This window comes from Roseateles sp. GW821-FHT09G09, from assembly GCF_059415965.1.
Genome location: NZ_JBWKOG010000003.1, coordinates 350,152 through 370,816 on the forward strand (window position 1 = coordinate 350,152; position 20,665 = coordinate 370,816).

22 protein-coding genes are annotated in these 20,665 nt (G+C 68.5%); 18 read left to right on the top strand and 4 right to left on the bottom strand.

The window, feature by feature from the left end:
- Window positions 1-29 precede the first annotated feature (29 nt).
- On the bottom strand, window positions 30-1,496 hold the full coding sequence (locus AC07O8_RS10010; RefSeq protein ID WP_495047865.1) for a cryptochrome/photolyase family protein: 1,467 nt from the start codon (window positions 1,494-1,496) through the stop codon (window positions 30-32).
- Between the two features lie 34 nt (window positions 1,497-1,530).
- Here AC07O8_RS10010 and AC07O8_RS10015 point away from each other — a divergent pair, with 34 nt between their 5' ends.
- The 7 genes from AC07O8_RS10015 (at window position 1,531) to AC07O8_RS10045 (ending at window position 7,150) form a co-directional block, all read left to right on the top strand.
- On the top strand, window positions 1,531-2,109 hold the full coding sequence (locus AC07O8_RS10015; protein ID WP_495047866.1) for a YqgE/AlgH family protein: 579 nt from the start codon (window positions 1,531-1,533) through the stop codon (window positions 2,107-2,109).
- Between the two features lie 14 nt (window positions 2,110-2,123).
- Complete coding sequence (ruvX, locus tag AC07O8_RS10020; RefSeq protein WP_297526578.1) at window positions 2,124-2,540, top strand: Holliday junction resolvase RuvX; 417 nt, start codon at window positions 2,124-2,126, stop codon at window positions 2,538-2,540.
- On the top strand, window positions 2,537-3,049 hold the full coding sequence (pyrR, locus tag AC07O8_RS10025; RefSeq protein WP_495047867.1) for a bifunctional pyr operon transcriptional regulator/uracil phosphoribosyltransferase PyrR: 513 nt from the start codon (window positions 2,537-2,539) through the stop codon (window positions 3,047-3,049). The genes ruvX and pyrR overlap by 4 nt, the downstream gene beginning before the upstream one ends.
- A gap of 4 nt (window positions 3,050-3,053) precedes the next feature.
- Window positions 3,054-4,016, top strand: coding sequence for an aspartate carbamoyltransferase catalytic subunit (locus AC07O8_RS10030; protein ID WP_331615559.1), 963 nt, complete (start codon window positions 3,054-3,056; stop codon window positions 4,014-4,016).
- Entirely contained in the window at window positions 4,013-5,341 is a 1,329-nt protein-coding gene (locus tag AC07O8_RS10035) for a dihydroorotase (RefSeq protein ID WP_495047868.1), read from the top strand. Before AC07O8_RS10030 ends, AC07O8_RS10035 begins: the two co-directional genes overlap by 4 nt.
- Complete coding sequence (locus tag AC07O8_RS10040; RefSeq protein WP_495047869.1) at window positions 5,341-6,078, top strand: lysophospholipid acyltransferase family protein; 738 nt, start codon at window positions 5,341-5,343, stop codon at window positions 6,076-6,078. Before AC07O8_RS10035 ends, AC07O8_RS10040 begins: the two co-directional genes overlap by 1 nt.
- Window positions 6,079-6,277: 199 nt before the next feature.
- Entirely contained in the window at window positions 6,278-7,150 is an 873-nt protein-coding gene (locus AC07O8_RS10045) for a ribose-phosphate diphosphokinase (protein ID WP_495047870.1), read from the top strand.
- A gap of 55 nt (window positions 7,151-7,205) precedes the next feature.
- On the opposite strand, the gene gpmA is transcribed toward AC07O8_RS10045, so the two are convergent.
- A complete protein-coding gene (gene gpmA, locus AC07O8_RS10050) occupies window positions 7,206-7,949 on the bottom strand; it encodes a 2,3-diphosphoglycerate-dependent phosphoglycerate mutase (protein ID WP_297526590.1) in 744 nt (247 codons plus the stop codon).
- 231 nt (window positions 7,950-8,180) lie between these two features.
- On the opposite strand from gpmA, the gene AC07O8_RS10055 reads away from it, so the two are divergent.
- The 8 genes from AC07O8_RS10055 to AC07O8_RS10090 all read left to right on the top strand — a co-directional run bounded on the left by AC07O8_RS10055 (window position 8,181) and on the right by AC07O8_RS10090 (window position 15,072).
- A complete protein-coding gene (locus tag AC07O8_RS10055; protein ID WP_495047871.1) occupies window positions 8,181-9,365 on the top strand; it encodes a porin in 1,185 nt (394 codons plus the stop codon).
- A gap of 21 nt (window positions 9,366-9,386) precedes the next feature.
- Window positions 9,387-9,815 carry a type 2 periplasmic-binding domain-containing protein gene (locus AC07O8_RS10060; protein ID WP_495047872.1) on the top strand — a complete coding sequence of 143 codons (429 nt, stop codon included), beginning with the start codon at window positions 9,387-9,389 and terminating at the stop codon, window positions 9,813-9,815.
- A 178-nt stretch (window positions 9,816-9,993) separates the two neighbouring features.
- Window positions 9,994-11,508 (top strand): methyl-accepting chemotaxis protein, encoded by a 1,515-nt coding sequence (locus tag AC07O8_RS10065; protein ID WP_495047873.1) that lies wholly within the window; start codon window positions 9,994-9,996, stop codon window positions 11,506-11,508.
- A gap of 114 nt (window positions 11,509-11,622) precedes the next feature.
- Entirely contained in the window at window positions 11,623-12,042 is a 420-nt protein-coding gene (locus tag AC07O8_RS10070; protein ID WP_495047874.1) for a rhodanese-like domain-containing protein, read from the top strand.
- Between the two features lie 73 nt (window positions 12,043-12,115).
- A complete protein-coding gene (grxC, locus tag AC07O8_RS10075; RefSeq protein WP_297529904.1) occupies window positions 12,116-12,373 on the top strand; it encodes a glutaredoxin 3 in 258 nt (85 codons plus the stop codon).
- Between the two features lie 120 nt (window positions 12,374-12,493).
- The gene (gene secB / locus AC07O8_RS10080) at window positions 12,494-12,961 is read left to right on the top strand and encodes a protein-export chaperone SecB (RefSeq protein ID WP_297529905.1); all 468 of its coding nucleotides are present in this window, start codon (window positions 12,494-12,496) and stop codon (window positions 12,959-12,961) included.
- A 108-nt stretch (window positions 12,962-13,069) separates the two neighbouring features.
- Window positions 13,070-14,080 carry an NAD(P)H-dependent glycerol-3-phosphate dehydrogenase gene (locus AC07O8_RS10085; RefSeq protein WP_495048131.1) on the top strand — a complete coding sequence of 337 codons (1,011 nt, stop codon included), beginning with the start codon at window positions 13,070-13,072 and terminating at the stop codon, window positions 14,078-14,080.
- Between the two features lie 14 nt (window positions 14,081-14,094).
- Complete coding sequence (locus AC07O8_RS10090; protein WP_495048132.1) at window positions 14,095-15,072, top strand: Bug family tripartite tricarboxylate transporter substrate binding protein; 978 nt, start codon at window positions 14,095-14,097, stop codon at window positions 15,070-15,072.
- 251 nt (window positions 15,073-15,323) lie between these two features.
- Here the strand turns inward: AC07O8_RS10090 and trmL are convergent, their stop codons facing one another.
- Window positions 15,324-15,794 carry a tRNA (uridine(34)/cytosine(34)/5-carboxymethylaminomethyluridine(34)-2'-O)-methyltransferase TrmL gene (gene trmL / locus AC07O8_RS10095; RefSeq protein WP_495047875.1) on the bottom strand — a complete coding sequence of 157 codons (471 nt, stop codon included), beginning with the start codon at window positions 15,792-15,794 and terminating at the stop codon, window positions 15,324-15,326.
- Between the two features lie 24 nt (window positions 15,795-15,818).
- A complete protein-coding gene (locus tag AC07O8_RS10100) occupies window positions 15,819-16,526 on the bottom strand; it encodes a ComF family protein (protein WP_495047876.1) in 708 nt (235 codons plus the stop codon).
- A gap of 63 nt (window positions 16,527-16,589) precedes the next feature.
- On the opposite strand from AC07O8_RS10100, the gene AC07O8_RS10105 reads away from it, so the two are divergent.
- The 3 genes from AC07O8_RS10105 (at window position 16,590) to ctaD (ending at window position 20,628) form a co-directional block, all read left to right on the top strand.
- Window positions 16,590-17,507, top strand: coding sequence for a biotin synthase (locus AC07O8_RS10105; protein ID WP_495047877.1), 918 nt, complete (start codon window positions 16,590-16,592; stop codon window positions 17,505-17,507).
- Window positions 17,508-17,786: 279 nt separating this feature from the next.
- Window positions 17,787-18,971 carry a cytochrome c oxidase subunit II gene (coxB, locus tag AC07O8_RS10110; protein WP_495047878.1) on the top strand — a complete coding sequence of 395 codons (1,185 nt, stop codon included), beginning with the start codon at window positions 17,787-17,789 and terminating at the stop codon, window positions 18,969-18,971.
- Window positions 18,972-18,996: 25 nt separating this feature from the next.
- Window positions 18,997-20,628, top strand: a complete 1,632-nt coding sequence (gene ctaD / locus AC07O8_RS10115; RefSeq protein WP_495047879.1) for a cytochrome c oxidase subunit I — start codon at window positions 18,997-18,999, stop codon at window positions 20,626-20,628.
- Window positions 20,629-20,665: the final 37 nt, after the last annotated feature.

The following is a 20,665-nucleotide window of genomic DNA, read 5'->3' on the forward strand; positions in this document are numbered from 1 at the left end:
GACGCCGCGTGGGCGGATCACGTCGACGCTCACGCGTCGGGGAAGGTCCGGTCCTTCACCACGGCGTAGCGCGCCATCGTCGCCATCCGGGCGGTTTCATGCCGCACGACCGGCTCCGGATAGTCGCGCCCGAGCACCACGCCGCAGGCCGCGAGTTCCACCGGCTTCGCCAGCCACGGCGCGTGGACGAGCTTGGGCGGCAGCTTCGCGAGTTGCGGCAGGTAGCGCTTGATGAACTTCCCTTCCGGATCGAACTTCTCGCTCTGGTTGACCGGATTGAAGATGCGGAAGTAGGGCTGCGCATCGCAGCCGCTGGACGAGGCCCATTGCCAGCCGCCGTTGTTGGCGGCGAGGTCGAAGTCGATCAGCTTCTCCGCAAAGTAGGCTTCGCCGCGACGCCAGTCGATGCCGAGGTCCTTGATGAGGAAGCTGGCCACCACCATGCGCAGCCGGTTGTGCATGTAGCCGGTCTCGTTGATCTGGTGCATCGCGGCGTCCACCAGCGGGTAGCCGGTGCGGCCCTGGCACCAGGCCTCGAAGTCGGCGTCCGCGTCGGGGCCGTCGGCCCAGGCGATGCGGTCGTACTCGGGCCGGAACGCAGCGCCGACCACCTGCGGATGGTGGTGCAGGACCTGGTGGTAGAAGTCCCGCCAGATCAGCTCGGACAGCCAGGTCTGCGCGCCCGCGCTGACGGCCTCGCCGCCCGCCGGGGCATGGCCCCGCGTCCAGGCCTCGCGCGCCAGGCGGCGGATCGAGATCGTTCCGAAGCGCAGGTGCGTGCTGAGGTAGCTGGGGCCCTTCGCCGCCGGGAAATCGCGCGTCTCGCCATAGCGGTCGATGCGCTCGAGGAATTCGTCGAACAGTCGCCGTGCGCCCGCGCTGCCGCCGGACAGCGCGGCCGCCAGGCCGGCCGGCTCGAAGCCGATGTCGGCGAGCGACGGCACGCCCCGTTGCGGCGCCTTTGCCAGATGCGCCGCGTGGCGTTCGACCGGGTAGCTGCTCAGGAAGAACGGCGTGATCTCCCGCAGCCAGGCGTTCTTGTAGGGGGTGAAGACGCCGTAGGGCTTGCGTGAACCCGTGAGGATCTCCGAGCGCTCGAAGACGACGTGGTCCTTGAAGCTCGCCACCTGCACGCCGCGTGCGAGCAGCGTTTCCCCCACGTCGGCGTCGCGGCGCAGCGCCTCCGGCTCATCGTCGTGGTTGAAGTAGAGCGCGCCGATGTCCAGTTCAGCCGCCAGGGCCGGGATCTGCTCCCGGGCGGTACCGTGGCGCACGATCAGGCCGGCGCCGGGCGCCAGCGCCGCCAGATCCGCATCCAGCACGCGCAGGGCGTCGACGATGAATTCCACGCGGCGGTCCGCGCGCGGCAGCGCGTCCAGGATGTCCGTGTCCAGCACGAAGGCGCAGAACACGCGCTCGTGATGCTTGAGGGCATGGAACAGGGCGGCGTGATCGTCCGCGCGCAGATCGCGCCGGAACCAGACAAGGGCGTTCATGGAGAGGGAGTGTCGGTGAAATAGAATCCGGCCCATGTCCAAGGAACGCATCGACCTGACCAACCAGTTCCTGATCGCCATGCCCGGCATGGTGGACGAGACCTTTGCCGGCTCCGTCATCTACCTGTGCGAGCACAACGAGAAGGGCGCGCTGGGCCTGGTCATCAACAAGCCGATCTCGCTGACCCTGGGCAACCTGTTCGAGAAGGTCGAGCTCGAGCTGGCCGACCTGGACATGGCCGCGCGGCCGGTGTTCTTCGGCGGCCCGGTGCAGACCGAACGCGGCTTCGTGCTCCACGAGGCGCTGGACGAGCAGGGCAACCACTACAGCGCGACGCTGGCCGTGCCTGGCGGACTCGAGATGACCACCAGCCGCGACGTGCTGGAGGCCCTGTCCAACGGCGCGGGCCCCAAGCGCGTGCTGATCACGCTGGGTTACAGCGGCTGGGCCGCGGGCCAGCTGGAGGAGGAACTCGGTCGCAACGGCTGGATCACCGTCGACGCCACGCCCGAGATCATCTTCGACACGCCGATCGAGGAGCGCTACGACAAGGCGCTCGCGCTGCTCGGCATCGATCCGCGCATGCTCAGCCAGGAGGCTGGCCACGCATGAATCCAGGAGGCGTCATGAGCCCGGTCTCTTCCGCTTCTTCTCCCGCCGCCTTTGTTTCCCCCCTCGGTTTCGATTTCGGTACCAAGCGCCTCGGCGTGGCGACCGGCAACCGGCTGCTCGGGAGCGCGCGCGGGCTGCGGACCCTCACCGAGCAGGGCGACGCCCGCTGGGCCGCGATCACCGCGCTGATCCAGGAGTGGCAGCCCGACGCGCTGGTCATCGGCGTGCCGCGCCATCCGGACGGCGCGCCGCACGAGATGACGGCCCGCGCGCTCAAGTTCGCCGGGCAACTGCGTGGCCGCTACCGGCTGCCGGTGGTCGAAGTCGATGAACGCTACACCAGCGTGGAAGCCCAGTCGCAGGGCGCGCGCGACCTCGATGCCGCGAGCGCGGCATTGATCCTCGAACAATTCTTCCGGGAACATCCATGAGCACATTGCACCTCGATGCGGAAGCGCTCTACGCCGACCTCGTGCGCGGCGTCCAGCGCCTGCTGCAACCCGACAGCGCCCTGGTCGGTATCTGGTCGGGCGGCGCCTGGCTGGCCGAGCGTCTCCAGCAGGACCTGAAGCTGCCCGGCCAGCACGGCGTGATCTCCAGCGCGCTGCACCGCGACGACTTCGGCAGCAAGGGCATGAACGCGAGCGCCGACCACACCAAGCTGCCCTTCGAGGTCGAAGGCCGGCACATCCTGCTGATCGACGACGTGCTCTACACCGGCCGCACGACGCGGGCCGTGATCAACGAGCTGTTCGACTTCGGCCGCCCCGCGAGCGTCACGCTGGCGGTGCTGGTCGACCGCGGCGGCCGCGAGCTGCCGATCGAGCCGGTGTTCTCCGCCGCGCGTGTCGCGTTGGCCCCGAACCAGCGCCTGAGCCTCGTCAAGGGCCAGGACGAAGGCGACAACGGCCGCTTCAGCTTCGATGTGAAGGAGGACTGACCCCATGCTGAGCAAACGCAATCCGCAGCTGAACAAGCATGGCGAACTGATCCACCTGCTGTCCACCGAAGGCCTGCCCAAGGCCGTGCTGCACCAGATCCTGGACACGGCCGGCACCTTCCTCTCGGTCAACGACCGCGAGGTGAAGAAGGTGCCGCTGCTGCGCGGCAAGTCGGTGTTCAACCTGTTCTTCGAGAACAGCACCCGCACCCGCACCACCTTCGAGATCGCCGCCAAGCGCCTGTCCGCCGACGTCATCAACCTCGACATCGCGCGTTCCAGCACCGCCAAGGGCGAGACGCTGCTCGACACGGTGGCCAACCTCTCGGCGATGCACGCGGACATGTTCGTCGTCCGCCACAGCGAGTCCGGCGCGCCCTACCTGATCGCGCAGCACTGCGCGCCGCATGTCCACGTGGTCAACGCCGGCGACGGCCGCCACGCGCATCCGACGCAGGGCCTGCTCGACATGTACACGATCCGCCACTACAAGAAGGACTTCACCAACCTGACCGTGGCGATCGTCGGCGACATCGTGCATTCGCGCGTCGCGCGCAGCGACATCCACGCGCTCACGACGCTGGGCGTGCCGGAGATCCGCGCCGTCGGCCCGAAGACGCTGGTGCCCGGCGATCTCAAGGACATGGGCGTGCGCGTCTGCCACGACATGGCCGAGGGCGTGAGGGATGCCGACGTCATCATCATGCTGCGCCTGCAGAACGAGCGCATGAGCGGCGCGATGCTGCCCAGCGCCGGCGAGTACTTCAAGAGTTTCGGCCTGACGCCCGAGAAACTGGCGCTGGCCAAGCCCGATGCCATCGTGATGCATCCGGGCCCGATCAACCGCGGTGTGGAGATCTCCTCCACCGTCGCCGACGGCCAGCACAGCGTCATCCTGCCGCAGGTCACCTTCGGCATCGCGGTGCGCATGGCTGTCATGTCCATCCTGGCGGGGAACGAAGCATGAAGATCCTGATCCAGAACGGCCGCCTGCTCGACCCGGCGTCGGGTCTCGACAAGATCGGCGATCTCGCCATCGCCTCGGGCCGCATCGTCGGCCTCGGCAACGTCGGCGACTTCAACGCGGACCGCGTCATCGACGCGACCGGCCTGGTCGTCGCACCGGGCCTCGTCGACCTCGCCGCGCGTCTGCGCGAGCCCGGCCACGAGCACGAGGGCATGCTGGAGAGCGAGCTCGCCGCCGCCGCCGCCGGTGGCGTCACCAGCCTCGTCTGCCCGCCCGATACCGATCCGACGCTCGACGAGCCCGGCCTGGTCGACATGCTCAAGTTCCGCGCCCGCAAGCTCAGCCGCTGCCGGCTGTTCCCGCTGGGCGCGCTGACGCGTGGCCTGGCCGGCGAGTCGCTCACCGAGATGGCCGAGCTGACCGAGTCCGGCTGCGTCGGCTTCTCGCAAGCCTACGTCCCGATCCGCAACACGCTGACCGTGCAGCGCGCGATGCAGTACGCCGCGAGCTTCGGCTACACGCTGTGGCTGCATGCGCAGGATCCGTGGCTGAGCGGCGGCGTCGCGGCCAGCGGCGCCGTGGCGACGCGCCTGGGCCTGTCCGGCGAGCCGGTCGCGGCCGAGACGATCGCCCTGCACACGATCCTGGAACTGGTCCGCGTCACGGGCTGTCGCGTCCACCTGTGCCGGATCAGCAGCGCCGCCGGCGTCGAACTCGTGCGGCAGGCCAAGAAGGACGGCTTGCCGATCACGGCGGACGTCTCGATCAACTCGCTGCACCTGACCGACGTCGACATCGGCTACTTCAATTCGTCGATGCGCCTGCAGCCGCCGCTGCGCCAGCAACGCGACCGCGACGCGCTGCGCGCCGCGCTGGCCGACGGCACGATCGACGCGCTCGTCAGCGACCACAACCCGGTCGCGGCCGACGAGAAGACGCTGCCCTTCGCGGAGGCCACGCCCGGCGCCACCGGTCTGGAACTGCTGCTGAGCCTGGCGCTGCGCTGGGGTCAGGATGAAGGGCTGTCGCTGGCGCAGGCGCTCGACGCGATCACGGCACGTCCGGTGAAGGTGCTGGGCAGTGCGCTCGGCTCACTGGCGGCGAGCGCGGGCCGCCTGGTCGAAGGCGGTGTCGGCGACGTCGTCGTCTTCGACGCGCAGGCCAGCGGTGCGGTGACGCCGGAGCGCCTGGTCAGCCAGGGCAAACACACGCCGTTCGCTTTCGACATCACCGGCTTCGAGTTGCCGGGTCGGGTGCGCTACACGCTGGTGGCCGGCACGGTCGCCTACGAATCGCTGGTCACCGAAGCCGAGCGGACCGTCTGATGCGCGCGCTGGTCGGCGTGTGGCGTGCGCTGCGGATGCTGGCGCACATCGTGCACGGCGTTTACCTCGTGCAGGTGCGCTGGCGGCGCTTCGACCCGCTGACCCGACAGCGCCACGTCGGCTGGTGGTCGGCCAAGCTGCTGAGGGTGCTGGGCGTCCGGCTGACGTCCGAGGGGCCGCAAGCGCCCGCGCCGAGGCTGATCACGGCGAATCACATTTCCTGGCTGGACATCGCCGCGATGCATGCGGTGATGCCGGAGGCGCGTTTCGTCTCGAAGGCCGACATTGCGACCTGGCCCCTGGTGGGGGCGCTGGCGACGGCGGTGGGCACGCTCTACATCGAGCGTGCCAGCAAGCGCGACGCGCTGCGCGTCGTGCACAAGACCGCGGAGGCGCTGGCCGCCGGCGAGACCGTGGCCGTCTTCCCCGAAGGCACGACGGGTGCCGGTTACCCCCTGCTGCCCTTGCACGGCAACCTGCTGCAGGCGGCGATCAGCACGCACACGCCACTGCAGCCGGTGGCGCTGCGCTGGCATCAGCCCAACGTCCCGTACAGCGACGCTGCGCCGTACATCGGCCAGATGTCGCTGATGGAGAGCCTCTGGCGCATCCTGACCGCGAAGGATCTGGCGGTTGAAGTGCGTTCCCTCCCCGCAATGCCCACCGAAGGTCTTGACCGCCGCCACCTGGCGGGGGCTCTTTCGGACCGAATCAACAACGCACTCCCCAGGCCCTGAGTCCTGGGTCGATCGGGGACGGCAAGTCGTGAGGTTTCGGAGCTTGACTCCGGGGCCTCATGACTTGGCGGCCAAGCGCGCCCCCGTCGGCAGGTAGGCGGTCCCCCAAGACCCTATATCCCCCCACCTCCGGACTCAGTTCGCCCAGCGCGGGTATGCCGGATGCCCTCCGGGGCCGGATTGGTGCGAGGATCCGCCGATGCTGCTTTGTTTCGAAGATGAACAGGAGTTGGCCACTCGCCTGGCGCGCGAGCTGGGCCGCCCCCTGGGCGTGATCACGCGCCACCGTTTTCCTGATGGCGAACTGCGCCTGGTCCTGCCGAAGCCCTTGCCGGTCGACATCATCGTGCTTCGCGGATTGCAGCATCAACCGAACGACCGGTTGGTCGAGCTGCTGATCGCGGCCCCTGCGGCGCGCGGCTGGGGAGTCCGCCACCTCATGCTGGTGGCACCCTACCTGGCCTACATGCGCCAGGACATGGAGTTCACCCCTGGGGAGGCGGTCAGCCAGCGACACATCTCGGCGCTGCTGTCGACGCAGTTCGACCGTGTGGTGACGGTGGATCCGCACCTGCACCGCATCGTGAGCCTGGACGAGGTGATGCCCAAGGGGCGGGGTGTGGCGCTGTCGGCGGCGGCGCTGCTGGGGCGCTTCATCGCGGCGCAGGTGCCGGGCGCGGTGCTGGTCGGTCCCGACGAGGAGTCCGGCCAGTGGGTCGCGGAAGCGGCGCGCGCCGCCAAGCTGGCGTACGCGGTCGGCCGCAAGGTGCGCTTCGGCGACACGCAGGTGCAGCTGGCCTTCCCCGACCTGGAGGTGCGTGGTCGCGCGGTGGTGCTGCTGGACGACATGGCGTCGACCGGCAGGACGCTGATCGGCTCGGCGCGCGAGGCGCTCGAGCGCGGGGCGGCCAGCGTCGACGTCGCGGTGACGCATGCGCTGTTCAACGGCGATGCGCTGCCGGCGCTGCGGGCGGCCGGCGTGCGGCATGTCTGGAGCAGCAACGCCGTGCCGCACGAGAGCAACGCCGTCTGTGTCGCGGAGCTCCTGGCGACGGCCCTGCGGCGGAAGTAGGGACAGGCCTTGCGCGTCGCGGCGCGACGTCGCCGGAGCCTGAGCATGAGCCTTCTTAGGCCTTGCCCTGGTTCGCCACCGCGGCGGCGGCCTTCGCGGCGGCCTCGGCGTCGCCCAGGTAATAGCTCTTGATCGGCTTCAGGTCCTTGTCCAGTTCGTAGACGAGCGGAATCCCGTTGGGAATATTCACGCCAACGATGGCTTCGTCGGCGATGCCGTCCAAATACTTCACGAGGGCGCGGATCGAGTTGCCGTGGGCCGCGATCAGCACGCGTTGACCCGACAGAATCGCGGGTGCGATCTGTTCGTTCCAGTAGGGCAGCACGCGGGCCACGGTGTCTTTCAGGCACTCGGTCAGCGGAATGTCCGAGGGCTGCAGGCCGGCATAGCGGATGTCGCCGCGCTCGCTGCGCGGGTCCGACGCTTCCAGCGCCGGCGGCGGGGTGTCATAGCTCCGGCGCCAGACGAGCACCTGCTCGTCGCCGTACTGCTTGGCCATGTCCGCCTTGTTCAGACCCTGAAGGCCGCCGTAGTGGCGTTCGTTCAGGCGCCAGCTGTGCTTCACCGGCAGCCATTGGCGGTCCATCTGGTCGAGGCAGTGCCACAGGGTCCAGATGGCGCGCTTGAGCACCGAAGTGTGGGCCACGTCGAAATCGACGCCGGCTTCCTTCAGCAGACGGCCCGCCTGCTTGGCCTGCTCCACCCCGGTGGGCGTCAGATCCACGTCGGTCCAGCCGGTGAAGCGGTTCTCGAGATTCCAGGTCGATTCGCCATGGCGAATCAGCACGAGCTTGTACATGGGTCTTGGATGGGTTCGTGAGGTTTGGCCGGGTTCCGGCAGGCCAGGCAGATTCTAGAGGCTGCCCCCCAGGGCACCCGCCTCAAGAAGGCTTCCGCAAGGCCGACAACTGGTTTCGTACCGGGCGAAAGGCGCACCCGCGCCCCAACTTGGTTCGCCGAAAGAACATGCCCCGTTGGGCATTCACGCTGTACAGGAGTACTTGCAATGATGGTGGTGAAGAACTTGCGCATGACGCCTCTGGCGCTGGCGCTGATGGTGTTCGGCGCGCAGGCGCAGGGCCAGTCGGACTCGATGTTCTCGTTCTCCGGCTTCGGCACGGTCGGTCTGACCGGCACGACGAAGGACGGCGCGGAATACGTCATCCCCGGCCAGGTCCATGGTGCCGACAAGACGGTCAGTGGCGAGGTCGACAGCAAGCTGGGCCTGCAGGGCACGGCGAAATTCAACGCGCAGTTCTCGGCCACCGTGCAGGTGCTCACCAAGCAGACCGGCAAGGGCGACTGGACGCCGCAGGTCGAGTGGGCCTTCGCCAAGTGGCAGGCCACGCCGGGCCTGGCGATCCGCGCCGGCCGCATCGGCGCGCCGTTCTTCGCGGTGTCCGACTTCCGTGACGTGGGATATGCCAACACCTGGCTGCGTCCGCCGATCGATGTCTACGGCCAGGTGCCGGTGAGCCACTTCGACGGCGTCGACGTGAACTGGACGACGCAGGTCGCCGGCAAGAGCGTCTCGCTGCAGGCCTTCGGCGGCGAAGCCTCGTCGTACGTGCGTCAGACCAAGCTCGAGATCAAGAAGATGGTCGGCGTGAACGCCACCATCGAACTGGCCGACGGCCTGAACCTGCGCGTCGGCCATGCGCAGGGCAAGCTGACCGCGCACAGCGCCACCGTCGCCTCGCTGGTCGGCGCGCTGCGCCAGACGCCGTTCGCCTCCGTGGGCAACGAGATCGACCCGACCGACAAGGACGCCAGCTTCTCCGGCGTCGGCCTGACCTACGACGAAGGCCAGTGGGTCGTCGCCGCCGAGTACACCAAGCGCCGCAACGACTCGTTCGTGCCGGACACCACCGGCTGGTACACGACGGTCGGCTACCGCGTCGGCAAGTTCACGCCGTATGCGACCCTGTCGCAGCAGAAGACCGACAGCAGCAACGTCAACAACACGATTCCGGGCACGGTCGTCGTGGGCGGCCTGCCGCTGCGCGCCGTCGTCGATGCGGTGACCGCCGCGCAGAGCACGCCGCAGAAGACCATCGGTCTGGGCGTGCGCTGGGACGCCTGGCGCAACGTCGCCCTCAAGGCCCAGTACGACAGCATCAAGACCACCGGCGCCGGCCAGTTCTACAACGTCCAGCCGGGCTTCAACAACGAGCGCGTCGGCGTCTACAGCGTCGCCGTCGACTTCGTGTTCTAAGCATCAGAAGAAGAGGCCCCCATGCAGTTCAACATCATCAAGCCCGTGATCGGGGCGGCGTTGTTCGCCGCCGCCGTGGCCGCGCAGGCGCAAGTCGCGGTCGTGGTCAATCCGAAGAGCCCCGTCGCCAGCATGACCGCGGACCAGGTCGCGAGCATCTTCCTGGGCAAGTCCAACCAGTTGCCCAACGGCAGCGCCGCGCAGGCGGTGGACCTGCCCGACAGCGCCGCGGCGCGTGAGCAGTTCTATTCGAAGGCCACCGGCAAGTCGTCCGCCCAGGTCAAGGCCGCGTGGTCGCGCCTGGTGTTCTCGGGCAAGGGCACGCCGCCCAAGGAACTGGGCAGCGCCGCCGACGTGAAGAAGTTCGTCGCCGCGAATGCCGATGCCATCGGCTACATCGAGAAGTCGGCCGTCGACGGCTCGGTGAAGGTGGTGCTCAGCGTCGATTGACGCCGGCAACGGAGCGGCGAATGCCGCTCCCGCACCCGCCGCCGAGTCCGCGCAGACGGGCCGGTGGCGAGTGCCAGGCGCCGCGCCGGGAAACGGGGCGCCGCCGACGTCGGCGACAGGGCCGACGTCGTTGGGGATCGTTGGGGATCGTTGGGACAAGGATGAATTGGAGTCAGGCATGAACTTGAAGACCCGTATCGCGATGCTGCCCGTGCTGGCGGCGATCGTTTTCGCGGTGGGCATCGCGGTGGTGCTGTTCTTTTCGTCGCGGACCTCGGGCGCGATCCAGGCACTGGGCGAGGTCGACTATCCGTACCTCGTGGCCACCAACCAGGTGGCCGCGCAGCTCGAGGCCTTGGGCGGGACGATCCAGTCCGCCGTCGCCGAGGGCGAAAAGAAGCGCCTGGACGAAGCCGCCGAGCGTGCGACCGCCATGCGCAAGGTGATCGCGTCGATCAAGGCGATCCCGGGCCGCGCCGATGCCGGCGCGAAGCTGGAGACCGGCTTCGAGGCCTACTACGCCGCGTCGGTCGAGACCGCGCAGCTGTTCCTGGGCATCAAGCAGGGCGACCAGGCGGGTTCCATTCCCAAGATGCAGGCTGCGCAGAAGGCGCTGGAGCAGACGCTGGGCGACGCGCGCGCCGATGCGAAGACGACCTTCGACGCGACGCTGTCCAGCGCCGAGAAGGGCGTTGGCTCGGGCCTGTGGGCGACGGTGCTGAGCGGACTGATCGTCGTCGTGTGCCTGGGCGCCGGCTCGTGGCTGCTGATCACCAGCGTGTGGCGCCAGCTCGGCGGCGAGCCCGAGTACGCCCGCGACGTGATGCGCCAGATGGCCGAGGGCGACCTGTCGCAGACCATCCACGTGGCGCCCGGTGCCGAGGCCAGCCTGCTGGCGGCCGTGCGGGACATGTCGCAGGGCCTGTCGGCCATCGTCGGCAATGTGCGCAGCGGCACCGATTCGATGACGCTGGCGTCCCGCGAGATCGCCGCGGGCAATCAGGACCTGTCGGTGCGGACCGAGAAGCAGGCGGGCTCGCTGGAGCAGACCGCGTCCAACATGCAGCAGCTGACCGAGACCGTGCGCCAGAGCGCCGACGCGGCCAGCCAGGCGAACCAGTTGGCCGGCAGCGCGGCGGCCGTCGCGAAGAAGGGCGGCGAGGTCGTGGGTCAGGTCGTCTCGACGATGGACGACATCAGCGCGAGCTCGCGCAAGATCGGCGACATCATCGGCACCATCGACGGCATCGCGTTCCAGACCAACATCCTGGCGCTGAACGCGGCGGTCGAAGCGGCCCGCGCGGGCGAACAGGGCCGCGGCTTCGCCGTGGTCGCGAGCGAGGTCCGTTCGCTGGCCCAACGCAGCGCCGAGGCGGCCAAGGAGATCAAGACGCTGATCGGCGCGAGCGTCACCCGGGTCGAAGCCGGTTCGCGCCTGGTGCAGGATGCCGGCGCGACGATGGAGGAGATCGTGGCCAGCGTGCAGCGTGTCTCCGACATCATCAGCGAGATCACCGCGGCCTCCGTCGAGCAGAGCCAGGGCATAGGCCACGTCAACGAATCGGTGGTCCAGCTCGACCAGATGACGCAGCAGAACGCCGCGCTGGTCGAAGAGGCCGCCGCTGCCGCCAACAGCCTCGAACAGCAGGCCCGCACGCTGCAGTCCGCCGTCTCGACCTTCAAGCTGAACTGACGCACGCCCTGACCGAAGGCCCCGCCCCGGCTTGCGCCGGCGAGCGGTCCCAGAGGATCCCAAGACGCCTTCCTATAATCCTCGGCTTTTGCATCCAACCGAACGGGCCCTGCCTTGAAGTTCCTGATTGAAAACTGGTATCTCGTGCTGTCGGCCCTGGTGTCGGGCGGTCTGCTGCTGTGGACGTCGATGCGTGGCAAGGCGGGCGGCGTACCGACGGCCGAGGCGGTGCGTCTGGTCAACCGCGAGAAGGGTGTGCTGGTCGACGTGAGCGAGCTGGAGGAGTTTGCCGCCGCCCACGCCAAGGGTGCGCGCAACGTGCCGCTGTCCAGCCTGACTGGCACGGACCTCCCGGCCAAGCAACTGCCCAGCAACAAGGCCCTGCCGGTGGTGCTGATGTGCAAGACCGGCGCACGCGCGCAGCGCGCTGCTGGCATCCTTCAGAAACAGGGCTACGCGAACGCGGTCGCTGTCCAGGGGGGTCTGACCGCCTGGCGCGAGGCGAGTTTGCCTGTCGAGACGTCCGCGGCCTGACCGCCCTGGCGCCCGTGCCGGCATTCGGATTGCCGGAAGAGGGACGTCCGACACGATTCTTGGAGAACTGGCGATGGCCGCCGTGAAGATGTATACGACCCTGGTCTGCCCGTACTGCGTGCGGGCGAAGCACCTGCTCAAGCAGCGCGGGGTGAGCCAGATCGAGGAAGTGCGCGTGGACCTGGATCCGTCGCAGCGCGACGCGATGATCCAGCAGACCGGTCGCCGCACGGTGCCGCAGATCTTCATCGGCGAGACCCACGTCGGCGGCTGCGACGACCTGATCGCGCTGGACCAGCGCGGCGGACTGCAACCGTTGTTGCAGGCCTGAAGCCGTCCCACCCGAAGTCGTCGCCGATCTCCGGAAACCCCTCACCGGACTGTCGCGAACGCTCGGTCATAATGCCCGCCACGGCTCGCCGCTGGCGGGCTTTTTCATTTGGATGACCCCATGGCCGACGACAACAACGCTCCCGTGTTCCAGATCCAGCGCATGTACCTGAAGGACCTGTCGCTGGAGCAGCCCAACGCCCCGGCGATCCTGCTGGAGCAGGCTCAGCCGCAGGTCGACATCAAGCTCTCGCTGGCCGCCGAACCGGTCGCCGAAGGCCTGTTCGAAGTCAGCGTCACCGCCACCGTCACGACGACGGTGCAGGACAAGACCCTGTTCCTGATCGAAGCCAAGCAGGCCGGCATCTTCGAGATCCGCAACCTGCCGCAGGACCAGCTCGAAGGCATCCTGGCGATCGTCTGCCCGCAGATGATCTACCCGTATCTGCGCGCGATCGTCTCCGACGTCTGCACCCGCGCCGGCTTCCCGCCGGTGGTGCTGACGGAAGTGAACTTCCAGGCGATGTTCGAAGCCCAGCAGGCGCAGATGGCCGCCAACGGCCAGGGCGGCGAAGCCGTTCCGAACTGAGCCTCGGCCCATGAGCGCGCCGGCCTCGCGGATCTGTCCGCCGGCCGGCGTGTTTCATTGCGAGCGTCCTTTCATCGATCCTCCGAACCGACCATGACTGCTCCGCGCATGAAGATCAGCGTGCTCGGCGCCGGTGCCTGGGGCACGGCGCTGGCCATCGCCGCGAGCGCGCGCCACGAGGTGACGCTGTGGGCGCGCGACGCCGCCGCGATCGCCGCGATGCGCGCGGACCGGCGCAACGTCCGCTACCTGCCGGATTCGCCGCTGCCGGTGGACCTGGGGCTGACCGATGACCTCGACGGCGCGCTCGCGCATGGCCGCGACGGCTTGATCGTCATCGCGACGCCGATGTCGGGCCTGCGCGGCATGCTGGCGCGCCTCCCGGTGGGAGCGCGGGCGCAATGGCTGTGCAAGGGATTCGAGGCCGGTACCGGCCTGCTGGGCCACGAGATCGCCCGAGAGGTGGCGCCGCAACTGGCCACAGGCATCCTGTCGGGGCCGAGCTTCGCGCAGGAGGTGGCGGCCGGTCAGCCCACAGCGCTCGTGTCCGCCTCGGGCGACGCCGCGCTCGCGCAGCTGGGTGTGTCCGCCTTCCACAGCGAGCGCCTGCGCGTGTACTCGTCGGCCGATCCGGTCGGTGTTGAAGTCGGTGGCGCGGTGAAGAACGTGATGGCGATCGCCGTCGGCATCGCCGATGGCTTGCGGCTCGTCGCCGAGGCGAAGGGCGTCAAAGGCCCCGGCCTCAACGCCCGCGCCGCGCTGATCACGCGCGGGCTGGCGGAGATGCAGCGGCTCGCGCTCGCGCTGGGCGCGCAGCAGGAAACCCTGCTCGGGCTCGCGGGTCTGGGGGATCTCGTGCTCACGGCCACCGGAGACTTGTCGCGCAACCGCCGCGTCGGCCTGCTGCTCGCCGAGGGCCTGGACCTGCCCGGCATCCTCGTGAAGCTGGGGCATGTCGCGGAAGGCGTCTACAGCGCGCCAACCGTGCTGGCGCGCGCTAAGCGTGCCGGCGTCGACATGCCGATCACCGCCGCGGTGGTCGAGGTCCTGGAGGGGCGCATGACCACGCATGAAGCCCTGGACGCGCTGATGGGGCGCCAGGCCAAGTCCGAGTGGTGAATCGCCGTGGATGGATGGCCGCGGCCACGGCCACGGCCACGGCAGCCACGACTGCACTGGGCGCGTGGCCGTTGTCCGGGCGCGCCGCGACATCGTGGCCGTCGCGGCCGATCCGCCTCGTCGTGCCGTTCCCGGGCGGGAGTTCGCCGGACCTGATCGCGCGTTATCTCGCAGAGCCGCTGTCGCAGGCGCTCGGCCAGACGATCGTCGTCGACAACAAGCCGGGCGCCGGCGGCAACATCGGCACCGGCGCGGTCGCCAAGTCCGCGCCTGACGGACACACGCTGCTGTTCACGATCCAGGGGCCGTTGATCACCGCGCCGCTGTTGGCGAAGGCGTTGCCTTACGACCCGCAGCGCGACCTGCGCGCGGTCAGCTTCATCGCGAGTTCGCCGAATGTGCTCGTTGTGCCGCCGTCGCTCGGCGCTGACACGCTGGCGCAGTTCGTCGCGCTGGCAAAGCAGCGCGCGGGGGCGTTGAACTACGGCAGCATCGGCATCGGCAGTGCCGCGCATCTGGCGATGGAATCGTTCATCGCGCGCGCCGGGCTGAAGCTGGTGCACGTGCCGTATGCCGGCTTCCCGCAGGTCGTGAACGCGATGCTCGCCGGACAGATCCACGCGGGGTTCATGGTGCCGGCCATCGCGATGCCGCAGGTGAAGGCCGGGAAGCTGAAGGCGCTGGCGGTGACCAGCGCGGGGCGCTTCGGCGCGCTAGCGGAACTGCCGACGGTCGCCGAATCTGGATATCCCGGTTTTGAAGCCACGTCGTGGCAGGCGTTGCTGGCGCCGGCTGGAACGCCCGAGACGATCGTGCGTCGCGTGGCTGACGAAGTCATCCGCATCGTCCGCAGCGATGCCTTCCGACGCGAATTGCTGCCGCTCTACTTCAGCGCGGCAGGCACCTCGCCCGAAGGACTGGACAGCCTCATGAGCGACGAACGCAAGCGCTGGGGCGCGTTGATCCGTCAGCTCAAACTCGAACGCGAGTAGGCGTCCTGCGACGGCCGCTGGCCCTCACCCCCGCCCTCTCCCGCAAGCGGGAGAGGGAGTCAAACCTGCGCCGTTCCCACCCTCTCTCCCGCAAGCGGAAGAAAGGGTCAAACCTGCGCCGTTCCCACCCTCTCTCCCGCAAGCGAAAGAGAGGGGCCAACCTGCGCCGTTCGTACCCCCTCTCCCGCTTGCGGGAGAGGGTGGGGGTGAGGGCCAGCGGCGGTGGAAGTGCCGTAGTGGGTCGTCGGCGATCACACGCCATCGGCGTAGCCGTTCTGGCGCCACGCCTCGAAGACCGCGACGGCGACCGCGTTGCTGAGGTTCAGGCTGCGCTGCCCGTCGCGCATCGGCAGGCGCACGCGTTGCTCGAGCGGGAAACTGTCGCGCAAGGCCGTTGGCAATCCCGCCGTCTCGCAACCGAACACCAGCCAGTCGCCGGGCTTGAGCGCCACCGACGGCAGCAGCCGACTGCCGCGCGTCGTGAACGCGAACATGCGCGTCGCATCCGCCTGCTCCGCGGCGATGAAGCGCTCCCAGTCCGCATGCCGCAGCACCGGGGCGTACTCGTGATAGTCGAGCCCGGCGCGCTGCAGCAGCCGGTCCTCCATCGAGAACCCGAGCGGCTCGATCAGATGCAGCCGGCAGCCGGTGTTGGCCGCGAGCCGGATCACGTTGCCGGTGTTGGGCGGAATCTCCGGATGGACCAGCACGATGTTGAACATGGGGCGAAGCTCTCTCGACAGGGGTCAGGGCGTGCGCGCGGCGACCCAGGCCTGCACGTCGCGGGCGCCCGCGCGCTGCAAGGCCAGCGCAGCCTCATGCAGCGTGGCGCCGCTGGTCATGACGTCGTCGACGATCGCGACACGCAGGCCGTGCACCGGCTTCACGACGGCGAACGCGCCGCGCAGGTTGCCGCGGCGCTCGTCGAGCGGCAGCTGCGCCTGCTGGTCGGTGTGACGCACGCGCATCAGGGTCAGCGCGCAAAGCCGGGATTGTCGCTCGGCGTCCGGCGGCAGCACGAGGCGTCGCGCGATCTCGTGCGCCTGGTTGTAGCCGCGCTCGCGCAGGCGTTGGGCGGACAGCGGGATCGGCACGATCAGGTCGGGTGCCTCGGTCCGAGCCAAAGCCAGTGCCCGGGACAGCCGCGCCGCGAGCAACGGCGCGTGTTGGAGCCGCTCGCCGAACTTCAGGCCGAGCAGCAGCCGGTCCCAGGGGAACAGGTAATCCATCGCCGCTACGCAACGCGACAGCGGCATCGGATGCGACGCGCAACGGCCGCAACGCATCGCGTCCGTGGCGCGCGTGCCGGCTGGCAGCCGCAGGGCGCAGAGCGCGCAACGCGGTCCCGCGTCGACCGGGTGCCCGGACTCGCAGTCCTCGCACAGCGGACCGCGGCACCAGCAGCGGCAGAAGGCGCACTGGCCGGGCCAGAACCGCGCGAGGCCGCTTGCCATCGAGGATCGCGCCAATGACCGGCGCCGGAACAGGTCAAGCATGGCCGCCTACAATCCCGCTCCATGACTGGAGATGAGGCCTTGCCGCCGAGCACACAGCAGATCGATGCGGGCGCGGCGCGGCGGCAGCGCCGTCGCCTGGCCGCGTCGGACCAGGCCCCGTGGCTGCATCAGGAAGTGGCCACGCGCATGCTGGACCGGCTGCCGGTGATCCGGCTCCAGCCGACGGCCGTGCTGCAGAGCCGCCCGTCGATCGGCGGCGGCGACGAAGGGCTGCGCCAGCACTACCCGCAGGCGACCCAGCTGTGGCTCGAACCCGACGCCGAGGTGCGCGCGCTGCTCGCGCAGCGGCTCAAGCGCGGCTTCATGCAGTCGATGGTGGACAAGCTGCGCGGCAGCGCGCCCACCGAGCTCATCACCGAGCCGCCCGCCGGGGCCGCGCAACTGGCGTGGTCCAACATGGAACTGCATGCGGAGGCCGACAAGCCCGAACTTGTGAAGCGCTGGCACGCCGGCCTCGCGGTCGAGGGCTGCCTCATGTTCTCCTGCCTCGGCCCCGACAGCTTCATCGAGCTGCGCCCGGTCTTCGCCCGCGAGGGCTGGGGCCCCCCGGCGCCGGACTGGGTCGACATGCACGACCTCGGCGATCTCCTGGTGCATGCGGGCTTCGCCGATCCGGTGATGGACCAGGAGCACCTGCGCCTCACGTGGGCGTCGCCGCAGGACCTGCTGCGCGATCTGCGCGCCCTCGGCGGCAACCTGGCGCCCGCCCGTCTGCGCGGCCTGCGCACGACAGCATGGCGCGAGCGGCTCATGCACGCGCTCGAATCGCTGCGCGGCGCGGACGGCCGGCTGTCGCTGAGCATCGAACTGGTCTACGGCCATGCGTTCAAGCCTCAACCGAAGGTGAAGGTGGCGGCCACGACCGAGGTCTCGCTGGATCAGATGCGGGCGATGGTGCGCGGCGCGGGCAAACACTGACCCCCGTCCTTCGCGGGCTCGGCTAGCCCCGCGTTGCCAGAGGGCGAGAGCGCACCATTCTGCGGGTAATCCTGGGCGGTTTCGCGCGCTGCGCCCAGTCATAGTGCGCCAGGGGGGTGGGCTAGAATCCGCCCCCGACTGGAGTACGTCTGCTGGCCCCGTAGGTTTCCGCCATCGCCTGGCGCCGGAGCCCGCGCTACGAGCGGGCTCGAGCACCAAAGCCGCCTGGAGGAGACCTGGGTGACAAGAGCTTGAGAAAGACTGGATAAAGAGACGACCATGACGATTGAACACAGTTGTGTGCAACTGGGGCGCCGCTGCAGCCAGCTCGCGTTCGGCCTGACGGCCGCGCTGGCCAGCCAGGTCGCCTTGGCGGTCAACGACCTCCCCGGAGGTCCGGCCGTCAACCAGCTGAATCTGCACCCGCCGGTCACCAAGATCGCGCACGAGCAGATGTGGTTGCACAACATGATGCTGATCCTCTGCCTGGCGATTTTCATCGCCGTGTTCGGGGTCATGTTCTATTCGATCTTCAAGCATCGGAAGTCCAAGGGCGCCGTGCCCGCGAACTTCCATGAAAGCGTGAAGGTCGAGATCGCGTGGACCATCGTGCCCTTCATCATCGTCATCCTGATGGCGCTGCCCGCGACCAAGGTCGTCGTGGCGATGAAGGACACCACCAACTCCGACATCACGATCAAGGCCACCGGCTACCAGTGGAAGTGGGGCTACGACTACCTGAAGGGCGAGGGCGAGGGCATCGGCTTCGTCTCGACGCTGGACGCCTCGCAGCGCGCGCTGTCGGACTCCGGCCATCCCGGCCAGGTGGACAACTACCTGCTCAAGGTCGACAACCCGCTGGTGGTGCCGGTCGACAAGAAGATCCGCATCATCACCACCGCCGACGACGTGATCCATGCCTGGATGGTGCCGGCCTTCGGCGTCAAGCAGGACGCGATCCCGGGCTACGTCCGCGACACCTGGTTCAAGGCCGAGCAGGTCGGCGACTTCTACGGCCAGTGCGCCGAGCTCTGCGGCAAGGAGCACGCCTACATGCCGATCCACGTCAAGGTGCTCAGCGCCAAGGACTACAGCGCCTGGGTCGGCGAGGAACAGAAGAAGATCGCCGCCAAGGCGGACGATCCGAGCAAGGTCTGGACGATGGACGAGCTGCAGGCCCGCGGCCAGAAGCTGTTCGACGCCAACTGCGCGGTCTGCCACAAGGCCGACGGCAAGGGCGCGGGCCAGTTCCCGGCGCTGGACGGCTCGGCGATCGTGAAGGCGGACGACCACACCCAGCAGCTCCACCTGGTGCTGAACGGCAAGGGCCAGATGCCGGCCTGGAAGACGGTGCTCAAGGACAGCGAGATCGCCGCCATCGTGACCTATACGAAGAACGCCTGGTCCAACAAGACCGGCCAGATCGTGCAGCCGTCGGAAGTCGTGGCCGAACGCGCCAAGTGACCCGAACCGCCACCGAGGATTTGACATGAGTGCAGTGCTCGACCACCCGACCGGTCATGCCCATGACCATGACGATCACCACGACCACCATGCCCCGACGGGCTGGCGGCGCTGGGTCTTCGCGACGAACCACAAGGACATCGGCACGATGTACCTGCTGTTCAGCTTCACGATGCTGATGATCGGCGGCATCCTGGCGCTGTGCATCCGTGCCGAGCTGTTCCAGCCGGGCCTGCAGTTCTTCAATCCTGAGCTGTTCAACCAGTTCACGACGATGCACGGCCTGATCATGGTGTTCGGCGCGATCATGCCGGCCTTCGTCGGCTTCGCGAACTGGATGATCCCGCTGCAGATCGGCGCGGGGGACATGGCCTTCGCGCGGATGAACAACTTCAGCTTCTGGCTGATGATCCCGGCGGCGCTGATGCTGGTGGGCTCGTTCTTCATGCCCGGCGGCGCGCCGGCGGCCGGCTGGACGCTCTACGCGCCGCTGACGCTGCAGATGGGCCCGTCGATGGACGCGGGCATCTTCGCGATGCACATCCTGGGCGCGTCCTCGATCATGGGCTCGATCAACATCATCGTGACCATCCTCAACATGCGCGCCCCCGGCATGACGCTGATGAAGATGCCGATGTTCGCGTGGACCTGGCTGATCACCGCCTACCTGCTGATCGCGGTGATGCCGGTGCTGGCCGGCGCGATCACGATGACGCTGACGGACCGCCACTTCGGCACCAGCTTCTTCACGCCCGCGGGCGGCGGCGACCCGGTGATGTACCAGCACATCTTCTGGTTCTTCGGCCACCCGGAGGTCTACATCATGATCCTGCCGGCGTTCGGCATCGTGAGCCAGATCGTCCCGGCCTTCGCCCGCAAGCGCCTGTTCGGCTACGCCTCGATGGTGTACGCGACCGCGTCGATCGCGATCCTGTCCTTCATCGTGTGGGCGCACCACATGTTCGCCACCGGCATGCCGGTGACGGGCCAGCTGTTCTTCATGTACGCGACCATGCTGATCGCGGTGCCCACCGGCGTGAAGATCTTCAACTGGCTGGCGACGATGTGGCGCGGCTCGATGAGCTTCGAGGTCCCGATGCTGTGGGCCGTCGGCTTCATCTTCGTGTTCACGATGGGCGGCTTCACCGGCCTGATCCTCGCGGTCGCGCCGGTGGACATCCAGCTCCAGGACACCTACTACGTTGTGGCCCACTTCCACTACGTGCTGGTGGCCGGCTCGCTGTACGCGCTGTTCGCCGGCGTCTACTACTGGGGCCCGAAGTGGAGCGGCGTCATGTATTCGGAGACGCGCGGCCAGATCCACTTCTGGGGTTCGCTGATCTTCTTCAATCTGACCTTCTTCCCGATGCACTTCCTCGGGCTGGCCGGCATGCCGCGACGCTACGCCGACTATCCGATGCAGTTCGCCGACTTCAACGCGGTCGCCTCGATCGGCGCCTTCGGCTTCGGTCTGATGCAGGTCTACTTCTTCCTTGCCGTGGCCATCCCGATGATGCGCGGCAAGGGTGCGAAGGCGCCGCAGAAGCCGTGGGAAGCCGCCGAAGGCCTGGAATGGGAAGTGCCGTCGCCGGCGCCGTTCCATACCTTCGAGACGCCGCCCAAGCTGGACGTGACGGCCACGAAGATCATCGCCTGAGCGCCGCGGCACCGCAGCGGAACAAGAGGAACGATCC

Coding starts and splice junctions, on each gene's coding strand:
- AC07O8_RS10010 (WP_495047865.1), bottom strand. CDS start 1,496: ATGAACGCCCTTGTCTGGTTCCGGCGCGATCTGCGCGCGGACGATCAC.
- AC07O8_RS10015 (WP_495047866.1), top strand. CDS start 1,531: ATGTCCAAGGAACGCATCGACCTGACCAACCAGTTCCTGATCGCCATG.
- ruvX (WP_297526578.1), top strand. CDS start 2,124: ATGAGCCCGGTCTCTTCCGCTTCTTCTCCCGCCGCCTTTGTTTCCCCC.
- pyrR (WP_495047867.1), top strand. CDS start 2,537: ATGAGCACATTGCACCTCGATGCGGAAGCGCTCTACGCCGACCTCGTG.
- AC07O8_RS10030 (WP_331615559.1), top strand. CDS start 3,054: ATGCTGAGCAAACGCAATCCGCAGCTGAACAAGCATGGCGAACTGATC.
- AC07O8_RS10035 (WP_495047868.1), top strand. CDS start 4,013: ATGAAGATCCTGATCCAGAACGGCCGCCTGCTCGACCCGGCGTCGGGT.
- AC07O8_RS10040 (WP_495047869.1), top strand. CDS start 5,341: ATGCGCGCGCTGGTCGGCGTGTGGCGTGCGCTGCGGATGCTGGCGCAC.
- AC07O8_RS10045 (WP_495047870.1), top strand. CDS start 6,278: ATGCTGCTTTGTTTCGAAGATGAACAGGAGTTGGCCACTCGCCTGGCG.
- gpmA (WP_297526590.1), bottom strand. CDS start 7,949: ATGTACAAGCTCGTGCTGATTCGCCATGGCGAATCGACCTGGAATCTC.
- AC07O8_RS10055 (WP_495047871.1), top strand. CDS start 8,181: ATGACGCCTCTGGCGCTGGCGCTGATGGTGTTCGGCGCGCAGGCGCAG.
- AC07O8_RS10060 (WP_495047872.1), top strand. CDS start 9,387: ATGCAGTTCAACATCATCAAGCCCGTGATCGGGGCGGCGTTGTTCGCC.
- AC07O8_RS10065 (WP_495047873.1), top strand. CDS start 9,994: ATGAACTTGAAGACCCGTATCGCGATGCTGCCCGTGCTGGCGGCGATC.
- grxC (WP_297529904.1), top strand. CDS start 12,116: ATGGCCGCCGTGAAGATGTATACGACCCTGGTCTGCCCGTACTGCGTG.
- secB (WP_297529905.1), top strand. CDS start 12,494: ATGGCCGACGACAACAACGCTCCCGTGTTCCAGATCCAGCGCATGTAC.
- AC07O8_RS10085 (WP_495048131.1), top strand. CDS start 13,070: ATGAAGATCAGCGTGCTCGGCGCCGGTGCCTGGGGCACGGCGCTGGCC.
- AC07O8_RS10090 (WP_495048132.1), top strand. CDS start 14,095: ATGGCCGCGGCCACGGCCACGGCCACGGCAGCCACGACTGCACTGGGC.
- trmL (WP_495047875.1), bottom strand. CDS start 15,794: ATGTTCAACATCGTGCTGGTCCATCCGGAGATTCCGCCCAACACCGGC.
- AC07O8_RS10100 (WP_495047876.1), bottom strand. CDS start 16,526: ATGGCAAGCGGCCTCGCGCGGTTCTGGCCCGGCCAGTGCGCCTTCTGC.
- AC07O8_RS10105 (WP_495047877.1), top strand. CDS start 16,590: ATGACTGGAGATGAGGCCTTGCCGCCGAGCACACAGCAGATCGATGCG.
- coxB (WP_495047878.1), top strand. CDS start 17,787: ATGACGATTGAACACAGTTGTGTGCAACTGGGGCGCCGCTGCAGCCAG.
- ctaD (WP_495047879.1), top strand. CDS start 18,997: ATGAGTGCAGTGCTCGACCACCCGACCGGTCATGCCCATGACCATGAC.